This window comes from Brevibacillus panacihumi W25, from assembly GCF_000503775.1.
GTDB lineage: Bacteria > Bacillota > Bacilli > Brevibacillales > Brevibacillaceae > Brevibacillus > Brevibacillus panacihumi_A.
Genome location: NZ_KI629787.1, coordinates 341,783 through 354,902, shown reverse-complemented (window position 1 = coordinate 354,902; position 13,120 = coordinate 341,783). Strand labels below are relative to the sequence as shown.

13 protein-coding genes and 1 other RNA gene are annotated in these 13,120 nt (G+C 48.0%); 10 read left to right on the top strand and 4 right to left on the bottom strand.

Features of this window, described 5'->3' with window-relative positions; translation table 11 throughout:
* Window positions 1–9 precede the first annotated feature (9 nt).
* Complete coding sequence (locus tag T458_RS55190; RefSeq protein WP_023555460.1) at window positions 10–1,014, bottom strand: hypothetical protein; 1,005 nt, start codon at window positions 1,012–1,014, stop codon at window positions 10–12.
* Window positions 1,015–1,240: 226 nt separating this feature from the next.
* Here T458_RS55190 and T458_RS55185 point away from each other — a divergent pair, with 226 nt between their 5' ends.
* The 10 genes from T458_RS55185 (at window position 1,241) to T458_RS55145 (ending at window position 9,220) form a co-directional block, all read left to right on the top strand.
* Entirely contained in the window at window positions 1,241–1,597 is a 357-nt protein-coding gene (locus T458_RS55185; protein WP_023555459.1) for a helix-turn-helix domain-containing protein, read from the top strand.
* Between the two features lie 301 nt (window positions 1,598–1,898).
* Window positions 1,899–2,393: an antirestriction protein ArdA gene (locus T458_RS55180; RefSeq protein WP_031306341.1), complete on the top strand. Its 495-nt coding sequence runs from the start codon at window positions 1,899–1,901 to the stop codon at window positions 2,391–2,393.
* 137 nt (window positions 2,394–2,530) lie between these two features.
* Complete coding sequence (locus T458_RS55175; protein WP_023555457.1) at window positions 2,531–2,815, top strand: hypothetical protein; 285 nt, start codon at window positions 2,531–2,533, stop codon at window positions 2,813–2,815.
* A 214-nt stretch (window positions 2,816–3,029) separates the two neighbouring features.
* Window positions 3,030–3,206 (top strand): hypothetical protein, encoded by a 177-nt coding sequence (locus T458_RS57425; protein ID WP_023555456.1) that lies wholly within the window; start codon window positions 3,030–3,032, stop codon window positions 3,204–3,206.
* 108 nt (window positions 3,207–3,314) lie between these two features.
* On the top strand, window positions 3,315–3,929 hold the full coding sequence (radC, locus tag T458_RS55170; RefSeq protein WP_023555455.1) for a RadC family protein: 615 nt from the start codon (window positions 3,315–3,317) through the stop codon (window positions 3,927–3,929).
* A gap of 19 nt (window positions 3,930–3,948) precedes the next feature.
* Window positions 3,949–4,557: a JAB domain-containing protein gene (locus T458_RS55165; RefSeq protein ID WP_023555454.1), complete on the top strand. Its 609-nt coding sequence runs from the start codon at window positions 3,949–3,951 to the stop codon at window positions 4,555–4,557.
* Between the two features lie 141 nt (window positions 4,558–4,698).
* Entirely contained in the window at window positions 4,699–5,616 is a 918-nt protein-coding gene (locus T458_RS55160) for a hypothetical protein (protein WP_023555453.1), read from the top strand.
* Window positions 5,613–6,470: a hypothetical protein gene (locus tag T458_RS55155; protein WP_023555452.1), complete on the top strand. Its 858-nt coding sequence runs from the start codon at window positions 5,613–5,615 to the stop codon at window positions 6,468–6,470. Before T458_RS55160 ends, T458_RS55155 begins: the two co-directional genes overlap by 4 nt.
* Before the next feature lie 187 nt (window positions 6,471–6,657).
* Window positions 6,658–7,506, top strand: a complete 849-nt coding sequence (locus tag T458_RS55150; protein WP_023555451.1) for a recombinase family protein — start codon at window positions 6,658–6,660, stop codon at window positions 7,504–7,506.
* A 106-nt stretch (window positions 7,507–7,612) separates the two neighbouring features.
* Window positions 7,613–9,220: a recombinase family protein gene (locus T458_RS55145; protein ID WP_023555450.1), complete on the top strand. Its 1,608-nt coding sequence runs from the start codon at window positions 7,613–7,615 to the stop codon at window positions 9,218–9,220.
* A gap of 162 nt (window positions 9,221–9,382) precedes the next feature.
* Here T458_RS55145 and ssrA read toward each other — a convergent pair.
* The 3 genes from ssrA to rnr all read right to left on the bottom strand — a co-directional run bounded on the left by ssrA (window position 9,383) and on the right by rnr (window position 13,030).
* Window positions 9,383–9,738: a transfer-messenger RNA gene (ssrA, locus tag T458_RS56800) on the bottom strand.
* 176 nt (window positions 9,739–9,914) lie between these two features.
* Entirely contained in the window at window positions 9,915–10,388 is a 474-nt protein-coding gene (gene smpB / locus T458_RS55140; RefSeq protein ID WP_023555449.1) for an SsrA-binding protein SmpB, read from the bottom strand.
* Between the two features lie 131 nt (window positions 10,389–10,519).
* Complete coding sequence (rnr, locus tag T458_RS55135) at window positions 10,520–13,030, bottom strand: ribonuclease R (RefSeq protein ID WP_023555448.1); 2,511 nt, start codon at window positions 13,028–13,030, stop codon at window positions 10,520–10,522.
* Window positions 13,031–13,120: the final 90 nt, after the last annotated feature.

Genomic DNA, 13,120 nt, shown 5'->3' with positions numbered 1-13,120 from the left:
TCCCGATCATCAGGTGTAAATCTTGAACCCGTAACCAATGCCCTCATCCCGCAAATCATCGCCATTCGGGCTTTTGAAGGATAATAAGTCGTTCTGTTTTGGCGTAATCTTGAAGATTTTTTTGTAGTACTCCTTCATGTTCTGGAAGAGTTCCCGTATCTCAATGGAGCTGTTACCCATGTACCCGTCGGGATTGTAACAGTAGAACTCTTTTGGATTCATGATATCTGCGGGCATTTGATAGGGATAGCAGTGAAACCCTTTGTAATTGACTGGTTCATCGTCCGGGGACAATAATCTCTTCTTGCTATAAATGTGTAGCTGTTTGACAGCACCTTCCCTGCCCCATTCATATGTGATACCTTCCAGATACCCTTCTCCGGCACCCCCATTGGCAAATTTTTCTGACCGGAACGAAAGCTCGATGATTCCAGAGTATCCTTCCATCGTAGCAGTTACCGCATAGTATCTATTATGATGCGTACCATGTACCCCCATATCGTCATATCGTTCCTGATAGATGACGGACAAGGAGCTTTCCGGTTTGTAACCTGCATTTCCACTCGTTGAGCCAAGAGACGCAATATCTTTCGTCTTGATCCGATACATAAGCCAAACAGCATCTTTCACCACCAACATCTCAAAGACACCTTTGCCAAGCGGTAAATGATGATTTAGCCAATTGCCAATTTCCCGCAAAAAAGCCCTGCCGTACCCCTTGTACTGATCAGGCTTGTTGCGGATTTCCATCCTTCTCTTCTCCAGTGTTGCGATGAAACCAACCAGTTCTTCTGTAATTTGTTCTCCTTCAGTTACACCGCTCTTGCTGAAGTTGTACAGCTTCATCTGTGTAATATAGTAATGCTCGCCTTGCACTTCAAACGGCTTTTCGCTTTGGATTTGCGCCTCGATAATCATGCGAATCCGTTCTCTAAAATCATTAGAGAAATTCTTTTTGCAAAAGCTGTCCACTTCATCAAACTGTACGCCCGCTACCAACATGTCACCCAACATACTAGATCCCCCTTGATAGTTTGTAACGATTATCACAACTAAAAAACAGATGCAATTAATGCAGTTTTTGTCACCTTGTATAAGAAAAATGTTGAACTATGGTAAATCATGGCATCAATCTCATTATATTTACTTATAGGTTTATTTTCAAACGATAATATCTAATTTGATAGTAAAGATATGATGATCACCATTCTCTACTCTATAAACAGAGAGGTGATTTAGTATGTCCGATTTTCTCAAACTGGTTGGCGAGCAAATTCGATACATAAGAAAAACAAAAGGCTTAACACAACAGACACTAGCGGAAAAATCCAACCTCCAATTAAGCTATATTAGTGACGTTGAACGAGGCGAACGAAACATATCATTGGAGACATTGGAAAAGATTATTACCTCCCTTGAGATTGCTCCCATTGAGATTTTTAATTTCAACAGTACAGACATCGAAAATGATTCAATAGAAAAGCGAATGCTCATAGAATCACTTCGCGCATTGTTGCAAGAGCGACGAATCAATGAGGTTCGTTTTATTCGGAATGTCGCAAATGAGTTTATTAATACTGTCGATAAGGATCATTAAAAGCGTCTATTAGTGGGAAAAAACCGTACAAATTTTTCCCCGGTTCCACGAAATAGAATACAAGGGGGGTACCAACCGTTTCATGCCCCACCCGGTTCATATGGACTGTAATCTACTACTCACTAGTAGGTTGCAGTCCTTTTTTTGTTTGGTCGTCTGATGAGCATGACAGCGAACAGGGAAGATGAGAGGCTTCCAACACTGAAAGGAGGTGGTTTATTTCATCGCTGAACGAAAAACGAAGCTCAAGTTGTCATGTTTATCGCAGAAAACAAAATCTTGTTGAATGGAGGAAACAGGTATGAATGTAAAGCTCTATGTAGTCAATCTGGCGAAGTACAACGAAGGGAAACTGGTCGGTGAGTGGTTGACACTGCCGATGAGTCGTGAGGAACTGGAGGAATGGTTACAGGGCATTCTGGGGGAAGATGAAGAATACGCAATCCACGATTACGAAGCACCTTTTCATATCGGAGAATATGACCACGTATCCCGAATCAATGACACTGCCACTGTCATAGCCCGCTACGACTGCAGGGTTGTCGTTGCGCTCTCTGAATGCCTAGACAATGTGGATGAGGTTGTGAGGCTGTTGGAGAGCGGCGATTACAGCGTGTATTTTGACGTGGGCAATTTATGCGATGTCGCGGCGGATATGGTAGATGAAGGTTACTTTGGCTCGATTCCCCCATCCATATCCTGCTACATCGATTACGAAAAGATTGCTAGAGATTTGAAGATGGATGGATGGTACATCCATTATGAGCTGAAGGTCGCTGTTCGTCCTCACTCATGAATCTCTGAAGTGAATCCCTGCTCAACTCTATGCATTTACGATCAAGCCTGCTGTTTCAAAGCGGGTTATTTGTCGTTGTCACGGCAGTAACATCGCCGATCTCGCGGTTACCAACACTGAAAGGAGATGAGGCACCCATGAGAGACTTGTTAAAAAAGCTGGAATTGAAACATGCAGATTTCCTCATACGTGAAAGAATGCTACGAAACAGCGATACATGCCATCCCCTCATTGCTCGTAATCTTGAGCAGATTCGCAGTCAAATTAAGAGCCTGCAAATCCAGATCGATATGATTGATGTTCTGCGATCCATTGAGACTGAGTTCTACAGAGAAAGGAATGATTCAAGTGCAACAAAACAAACTGAAGCCGTCGGACGACAATCTTCCGGTCTTGTTGAACCCTTTGGCTCACAACGATGATATTCGTATGGCCGGACATGTCTTGCGGTCGTACATTATCCGCTACAGGAAGATTGATTGCGATTCTGTTATCAGCCCTATAAAGAAGTACCCTCACAAACACTTACAGCATCATTTGAAAAAGCGACAGCAAACCTAGATGGCTCATCTGCATGCAATTATCACGCAGATGGGTCATTTTTTCATTTCAGCCATTGAAGGGAGGTGAAGATCAATGCACAGGAAAGTGGACTTGTACGAACAACGAAACTGGCTGTTGGCGGCATTGCGCCATTTGAGAGGAATCAAGCAGATGCGTCCTGATTGGGGACGGTTATATGCGCGTACCCTTTCACGACTGGTTCTCGTAGAAATGCAGATTGAACAGATCGAAAAACAAAAAGAGGCGTGACCACAAAGGATCACACCCAAATAAAACAGCTAATTGCAGTTTATCGTGTTCCATCCATCGGCACAAGGAGGGTATTTCGCTCCTTATTTCATTTTATGGAGGTAATGTATGACCTATAAATATACCGCTCAACTAACTCTGGCGACCGTTCTTTCCCAGCTTATAAACGTGCAACAAGACAACAGAATCATTCAAGACCTGATGGCTCGCTTCCCTACCCTGCCCGCTCTGCTAGACGCCACAGAAGACGAACTGAGAGCCGTTTCTGGTATCGGGGTGGTCAAGGCCCGGCAAATCATTTCTGCATTGGATATGGCTCGCTCCATATGCTTACGAGCGACCTTCCCATCAATTGTCCGATCTGCAAGAGACATTTTCAATCATCTCAGGGTAGAAATGCAGTATCTCCCCAAAGAGCATTTTGTAGTCGTTGGACTGGATAACAAAATACGGACTCTTTTCTGGGAGGTAGTCGCAGTCGGATCGTTGGATGCGGCAATCATTCATCCACGAGAAGCGTTCCGTCCCGTGTTGAATAGGAACTCAGGTGCAGTAATTTTTGTTCACAATCATCCCTCTGGCGATCCAACCCCATCCAAAGAGGACATCGAAATAACCAAAAGACTACGACAGGCAGGAGAAATTCTGGATGTCCGGGTTATCGATCACATTATTGTCGGGTTCGAGACATATTGCTCTTTAGCCGAACAAGGACATCTATAACATACAGGAGGCCAAAGCTATGATAAATCAACCTTTCACGAGCAAACCGCATCATCAACATATCCTTAAAGAAGCACAGCTAGTCGATGCCTTTCACACACTGATGACGCAGGTTTCCCTTCCTCAACAGCTTACTACGCTTTCCGACGAGGATATCCAACGTATCGTAGGCAGTAACGCCACTGCGACGAAACAATTGCGGGCTACCCTACATCTGGCCCATCTCCTTGCCGTTCCGCAAAAACGACAGCATGTTACTGTTCGTCATCCTAGAGATATTGTCCAGTATTGCAGAGACAACATTGCGATTTGTGGTGAGAGAAACACGTTCCTCATCGGGTTAAATACCAAGAACATGATCACGACAACAGAGCATATCCCCGAAGAGACCATGCAGAGGCTTACCACCTATCAACGGGCCGTATTTCGCCATCTGATCATCCATAAATGTGCATCGGGTATATTGGTTCACATGCTTGGTGCTAACGACATCAATCCATCTCAGCAGGAAATCAGCTTGGTTAAGAAAGTTGTGGATGCCGGGGATACTGTTGGGATATCAATACTAGACCTAATCGAAGCAACCAAGACAGACTATTTAAGCTACAAGGAACGTGGATGGCTTTAGAATCGTCGTTTTAGGGGAGTCAACAATTCAAGCGTTGGCTCCTTTCTCTTTTAGAAAGGTTTCGAGAATCTTGTTATACCCATTAAACCGCTCTTGAATTAACATAGTCTTAGACAATTTTTCATGTCATTTGGAGGGCCTATGAAATACACCAGAAAACTAAGCAATCTCAATCAAACTATTGTGCAGATGAACCTCAACTCAGGAAAAAACTGCTTTGAGCTTTCAGCGCAAAACTTTTTCTTCCCGAGAAAAGTCATCAGCGATGTTTACCCTGATTTCCCCGACCATCCCCAACTTGCGAACACTACATTCAAGGTCTATCTATACCTATGCATGTACTGCGATGGTCTGTCCGGAAAAGTATATTTTTCCAGCAAACAAAAGATCGCCGAGACATTAAAACTGCCTCCATACTCATCATATATCGAATGGTCTCTCGATTGGTTAGAAACTCATCACTTTATCCGAGACATTAGAGAAGATGATAAATTGCGTTTCCAAGCACATGTATTGTCTGCACCAGACTATCTGCCAGAGCTTGATACATTTTACAGTTGTAAAGACATTAAACGAAATCCCTCTCCTTTGAAACAGCACAATTATGGCTATATCATGGTTCCTAAATTGGCTATGACAGAGAAGATGTTAGATCAATCTGTAACAAGAACAGGATGGGATGAGAGAAAACTTAAAATCTTCCTTCTAATGTATCAATATAACTGGCTTCGGTATTATGGCGGCATCGATCCAGACATTATGCATATCACACAGAACGGGGAGTTAGAGCTTGATACACGTTTCTGCTACGACGTAAAAAGCACACCCTACAATACATTCCAAACAATTCAATCTTTCATCAATGCTGACCTATTCAAACCTGTAAGATGTATCTTTAGACAAAAAGATGGAGAGAAAGTCTTTGTTAGAGACGCTAGAGTCGGGGTTTCACTACAGAAAAATGAGTATGAAATCATTGTCCTCCGCCCTCATGTTCTAATTAAGCGTCACGTTGATGAGCTTGTTAAATTACTCGGCAAAGGAAGCGTCATCTTATGAAAATGCATGGTAGTCTCTATACGGACATAGCAACAGTGGTTAACGCTTTTCGGAAAGACGAGAAGGTACCCCTGTCCTTTGATTCAGGTTCCTACTTTTGCGTCCATGAGGAGCCACGAGAGCTATCTCATGACACATATTATGAGTCTGACGATGGCACTGAAATTGAACGACAACAAAGCGTTCTTATGATGGCCTTTCAGGAAAAAGTGTCGATGCTACTTAGGGCCAAGTCAAAATCAATGGGAATCCCTCTTCCATTGCCCAAAGGAGAATACCGAGTAGACATCACCGTTACTACCCAACGGCAAGCAGATGATGTACCTCCCTTACTTGTAATGAAGGCGGTGCTGGATGGCATCAACAAGGAGATCATTGAGAACGACCGACAAATCTATGAATGTAACATCAGATACCATTACAAGACACGGTATGCTAACGCCTCTCAATACAGGCCAAATGAATCATTGAAGATTGAACTCTTTGACTTAAGATCATCCGGGGGGCCGATTATTGAAGTGAGCGGCGACCTTTATATCGTTCCAAAACAATCACCGATTCTGAGAGATGGCGGCGACAGACTCTTATCCGATGATACCGACCGCCATAATTATCTCGCGCGCCCCCTCAAACGTAAGATGAAGATAGCACCATGTAAGAGCTATTCAATCGATATGTGCTTTACAGGCGATACCGACGACAAGGATATCGACAACATGGCTCTTATCTACTACCCGATACTCGGACACCTTGGTATCAATGAAGCACAGGTTCATTATCTGCATCTTGAGAAACGCAAGAGCACAACTTCTCCTCCGAGTATAGAGACACAGATAAAATGCAAGACTCCGTAATTGCGCAATACCTTGGTATATCACTGTTTATACCGCTTATACGTGTTACTAGAAGCTAACATAATAGAGAGACCGTTCTTTCAAGGGTTCATAGACTCTTAGTCTATCTTCGCTAATGCTAGAATCATCATCCACCGTACTGATATTCTTCGCAGTACGGTTATTTTTATTGAAAGGAGCATCCACAATGAATGTCGTCGCCTATCTACGCGTATCATCCAAACAGCAAACCGAGCGTGAGCTATCTATCCCCGCTCAACGTGAAGCCATCCAAAGATATGCAGATCAGAAGGGATGGATCATCGTCGAAGAATTCGTCGACGAAAGCAAATCTGCAAAAACAGCAGATCGCCCCGCCTTCCAGCGGATGATCGCCAAAGCCAAACAGCCACAGAAAGACTTCAAAGCCATCGTCGTCCACAAGTTCGATAGATTCAGCCGCAGTCGAGAAGATCATGTCATCTACAAAGCCCTGCTCAAGAAGCAGGGTATTTTTGTGTACTCGGCGACAGAACAAACAGAACCCAACACACCACACGGCATGTTGCTGGAAGGCATGCTTGAGACGATCAGCGAGTATTATCGCCTGAACCTAAAGAATGAAACATTGAAGGGATTGAAGGAAAACGCATCGCGGGGATTTCACTGCGGCGGACGCATTCCATACGGATATCGCACCATCGTCGTCGATGGTCACGTTACGCTGATCCCCGGCCAACGGCATGAAGTGCAAGCAGTACAACTCATCTTCAAGCTGGCGGCAGAAGGAATGGGCGGCAAAAAGATCGCACGCATCCTGAATGAATACAATCTTGCAAATGCAGATGATCGTCGCTGGAGTCCATCGTCAGTCCTCTCCATCCTCGACAATCAAGTCTATCTTGGGCATCGTATCTGGAATAAACGCACAAAAGGCATGACGCAGTTCAAGGATCAAGATGAATGGATCATCACACCCAACAGTCATCCTCCACTCATCAGCCAACAACAATGGGATGCCGCGCAGACAGAACTGCAACAGCGAAAGAAAAAGTAAATAGTCCTACACGTAGCCCACAAGGCAGATATCGCTCACATCGAGCATACCTGCCTTTTTTGCGTTTTCAGGACTAAAAACACAACTACAAAGGAGATGTATCTACATGAAAGTTGTCATCTACGCTCGCGTTTCATCCGATAATCAGGCAGAAAAAGAACTGTCCATCCCCGCTCAACTGAAGGCAATCCACAAGTTCTGCCAAGAGAAGGGATGGCTGGTTGTCGGCGAGTATCTCGAAAAAGGCAAATCTGCAAAGTCGGACGACCGCCCTGAGTTCCAGAAGATGATTGCTACGGCGAAACGTCCGAATTGTCATTTCGATGCCATCGTCGTCCATAAGTTCGACCGCTTCTCGCGGAAACGCGAAGATCATATTATCTACAAGGCGTTACTGCAAAAACACGGCGTAAAGGTCATATCTGCAACGGAACAAACCGACCCGGATACTCCACATGGAATGTTGCTCGAAGGGATGTTGGAAGTCATCTCTGAGTTTTACAACGTCAATCTCGCCGCTGAAGTGAAAAAAGGCATGTCACAGAACGCAAAGCAAGGCTACAGCAACGGCGGCAATGCCCCCTACGGCTATCGTACGGAGCATATCGCACTCAGCGCCAACAAAACGAAATCCGTATGGGTACTCGGCCCTCGTGAGGAAGTAGATACGGTCAAATGGATTTTCAATCAGTACGCGCAGGAAGGTCTGGGATACAAAGCAATCGCCACCCTGCTTAATCAAAAAGGCGTACCTACCCTGAAAGGCGGCAAATGGTCGGCAAGTACGATCCGCGCCATCATCTTCAATGAATCCTACATCGGACGCCGAGTATGGAACAAGCAGGACTACCAGACAAAGGGCAAGAAGTGGAAAGATCGCTCTGAATGGATCATCACGGAGAACGCCCATCCGTCGATCATCACCAAGGAACTGTTCGACAGATGCCAAGAGATGGCGAAGAAGCGTCACAATGGTGGCGGACAAGTGCATAATCCGTTCCAGATCAAACCCCACTCCCCTTTCTGGTTGCGCGGCATCATGTACTGCGACAGATGCGGAAGCAAAATGGTCGGCAACTCCAATTCTTCTCGTCAGAAGGGTGGTGGACAGCGCTACTACACTTGCGGAGGTTATCAGCGCCATGGGAAGGATTATTGCACTTATGTCGGATGGCGAAAAGAACGTGTGGAAGAGATCGTATCGGCCAAACTGAGGAATGCACTGCTCCGTCTGTCCCTTGCAGACAATCATCTGGAGGAAGAACTCAGACGATACCATGCAGATCAAAACAAAAATGTCTTCATGCAGATATCTTCACTGGAAACGGAGATCAGCTTCTTGCAGAAGCGCATCGAGACGATGGAGCAAGACATCCGCTCAGGAAAAGGTAAACCATACTACGTCGATATGATAAGTGAGATGCAACATGAGCTTGCAGACAAACAGAATGAGTACTCTGCTCTTTCCGATTCCTTGCAAACCTTTATTCTTCCTGAGCATTACATCGATTCAGTGAAGTATGATGTGCAGACGCTGATCGCTCTGTTGGACAGCGAAACCTCCAACCCGGAGACGATTCATCAACTGGTTGCCAAATACGTCAGCAGAGTCTTCATCCAGCGAGAAACCAAGCTGATCCACATCATCATACAGTTCCAAGCAGGAGATGCCATCCTGTATGAAAAGACCGTCGTAGCTGAATACACGCCGTAACCATTGCGTTAAACGACTCGAATAGAACACGAGGTTCCTCGCTATACATCGACAGCTCATCGAAAAACCATTCATATCAAGACATCAAAAACCGTCCTGTATAGCGAGGACGCCAAAAGCACAAAAAAACCACCCTCATCAGGTGGTATCCTCGCATATGTATGGTGGAGGCGGGGGGATTCGAACCCCCGTCCGAAAACAGCGATACATGAGCATCTCCGAGCGCAGTCACTCATTTGAATTTCGGTGATGGATTCGCGGAGTGACGCGCTGACCCAGCACCTAGCCTGATTCATCTTCTTCCTTTGGCCCCAGGCGGAGACCTCCGGCGTATCCCACTAAAGTTGAGCGCTAGTCACGCCACATGGGCGATGGAGTGGTAGCGCCTCACTGGTTATTAAGCAGCGAGAGAAAGTTGTTTGTTGCCAGTTAATGGCGTTCCGCGTTGTTGACGAGGTCCGCAGCCCCCCGGCTCGCTTCTCATGCTCTACCATCCCCGTCGAATCCAAAACGCCCCCAGGGTATGAGAAGAAAAAGGTGACAAAAAGTCTAGGCGAAGAGAGGCAACGACCGTTCCACACCTAGACTGTGTTGTTAACAGTGTGTTTATTGCTCCTTCATAATAGCACAAAACCGGTGCACTTCTCAACGTTGATTGCTGCCAGGCCTGCCAGCACGAACCAACCGAGCTATGCTATACCTTCTGCCGCTCACGCAGCGCACGCTCGACTTCGCGTGCAGCGTCCTTCTTCTTAAGGTCCTCGCGCTTGTCGTAGTTCTTCTTCCCTTTGACCAGCGCCAGCTCTACTTTGGCCCAGCCGCCCTTCAAATAAATGCTGAGCGGGACGAGCGAGTAGCCTCTCTCCCGGATCATCCCGTTGAGCTTGAGAATCTCCAGGCGTTTCATCAGGAGCTTGCGTGTGCGCTCCGGCTCATGGTTATACCGGTTGCCTTGCTCATACGGGCTGATATGCACGTTGTACAGGAGCAATTCGCCGTCCTGCACGCGGGCAAAGCTGTCCTTGAGCTGTACACGGGAAGCGCGCACCGATTTGATCTCCGTACCAGTCAAGGCGATGCCCGCCTCAAATACTTGCTCGATATGGTAGTCGTGACGTGCTTTTCGGTTTTGGGCAATCGTTTTGGTACCTGCTTTATCCTTGGACATGGAGATCACCTCGCTTGCAGCATTTTTCCGCTGTTAGTATCAGTTAGTCTAGCAAATTTTGCCCGTCGTGGCAAGGCATTTTCCCGGTCATAACAGCCTTTTCCAGCCTTATACGCGCCCTAAACAACTGTTTAACGCCGTTTTCGTTTCACTTGGCTAGCCACATTTTTACGCTTCTTTTTCTTGGACTGGACGAGATCCTCCCAGAAGCCCTTCTGCTTCTGAACCGCGGTATCTGTGCCTTCTCCTGTCGTCAAAGCGACGACATCCTCACTGCCAGCAGCCCCTGCCTCACCAGTGCGTCGCTGCGGTTTCTTGCCTCCCGCTGTCACTTGGTTGGCACGGCGCTCCTTGTATTTTTGCCGGATCGCGGCAGGATGCGTCTTGTCTTTATCCCGGCCAGGACGATCTGTACGGGACCGATCTTGCTTGGAACGTGCCCCGGCTTTTCGCTCCTTGCCACGTCCGTCGATGACTTTCGGCGTCCGTTCCCGGCTGCCGCGAAATCCTGCTGCCTTAGTCATGCCGACGATTTCAAAATCGATGGTTCTCTCGTCCACGTTGACGTTGCTGACCCGCACCTGCACGACATCCCCGATGCGGTACTGCTTTCCAGTCCGCTCGCCCACCAACGCGTACATTCTTTCATGGTAGTGGTAGTAGTCGTCCGTCAGGTAGCTGACGTGCACCAGACCCTCGATGGTATTGGGCAGCTCGACGAATATCCCGAAGGACGTTACGCTCGAAATGACGCCCTCGAACTCCTCGCCGACGCGCTCCAGCATGAATTCTGCTTTTTTCAGATCGTCGGTCTCCCGCTCCGCATCTACTGCCAGACGCTCGCGCTGCGAAGCATGCTCGGCGATTAACGGCATATGCTCCTGCCAGTACGCCAAGCGCTTCTCCGGCAGCTGCTCGCCTTTTTCGATCCAATCGCGAATGCGGCGATGGACGATGAGGTCCGGATAGCGGCGGATGGGGGACGTGAAATGCGTGTAAAAATCCGTGGACAAGCCGTAGTGCCCCAGACTTTCCGCGTCATAGCGCGCTTGCTTCATCGAGCGAAGCATCACGGTGCTGATGATGATCTCCTCCGGCTTGCCCTTCACTTCCTCCAGCAGCTGCTGCAGGGCCCGCGGATGGACGGAATTGCCCTTGCCGCGAATCGAATAGCCGAAGTTGGTGACGAACTCCATGAATGCCATGAGCTTTTCCTGATTGGGATCTTCGTGAATCCGGTACATGAAAGGCTGTTTCATCCAGTGAAAATGCTCCGCGACCGTCTCATTGGCCGCCAGCATGAATTCCTCGATGATCTGCTCCGCGATGGAGCGCGTCCGAAACCCGATGTCGGTCGGGGCGCCCTCATCGTTGACGTAGATCTTGGCCTCGCGGAAGTCGAAGTCGATGGCTCCGCGCTGCATCCGCTTTTTGCGCAGCTTGAGCGCCAGCTTCTCCATCTCCTGGAACATCGGGACCAGCTCGCTGTACTTCTCGATCAGCGCTTCGTCCTTGTCCTCCAAAATGCTGCGAACATCCGCATAGGTCATCCGCTCATTGGTGCGGATCACGCTGAGAAAAATATCGTATTTGACGACCTTGGCATCCGGGCTCATCTCCATATCGCAGGAGATGGTCAGACGGTCTACCTTCGGATTGAGACTGCAAATGCCGTTGGACAAACGATGCGGCAGCATCGGGATGACCCGATCCACCAGATAGACGCTGGTGCCGCGGCGATACGCTTCCTGGTCCAACGCGGAATTTTCCCGGACGTAGTAGCTGACGTCCGCGATATGCACGCCGAGGCGCACGTTGCCATTCGGCAGTTTTTCCAGCGATACCGCGTCGTCCAGGTCTTTGGCATCCGCGCCGTCGATGGTGACCATCATGCGGTCGCGCAGATCGCGGCGTCCCTGGATCTCTTCTTCGGAGATCTTGTCCGGCGCTGCGTCCGCCTCTGCAAGTACTTCCTCAGGGAAAGACTCCGGCAGCCCAAACTTGCGGATGATCGACAAAATATCGACGCCCGGATCGTTTTTATGCCCCAAAATCTCTACGACTTCCCCTTCCGGATTGACGCGCCCTTCCGGATAGCGAACGATTTTGGCCACTACCTTGTGCCCGTCGACCGCTCCGTTATAGGCTTCCTTGGGGATGAAAATGTCCTTGCCAAGTCGTTTTTCATCTGGGATCACGAAAGCGTAGTAGGTCTCATCCTTGAATGTCCCCACCACTTCGGTAATTCCCCGCTCCACGACCCGAATGATGCGGCCCTCCAACCGATTGCCGCCTACTTCCTTCTCCACTCGGACGAGCACGGTATCGCCATGCAACGCTCCATTCATATCGTTGGCGTGCACGTAGATGTCATCCGACTCAGGTGTTTCTTGAATCACAAAGCCAAAGCCTTTCGGGTGGCTCTGCAAACGGCCGCGCACCAGATTCATTTTTTCCGGCACTCCGTAGCGATTGGCACGCGTGCGAACCACTTCGCCGCTTGCCTCCAGCCCGTTCAGCGTTTTGACCAGCTCTTTGAAGGCATCTGCATCCTCGATTCCGAATGCCGCCTCCAGCTCCTTCACGGTCATGGGGTGATATGCTTGCTCCCGCATGAACGCCAGGATATCTTCTTCTTTCATTCACAAACCTCCTAAAGTTAGCGCAGGCATCTGCCTGGCTTCGTTGCATCCTCTTGTACTATGTAGTATTCACCGCTCTGTTGCGACGCA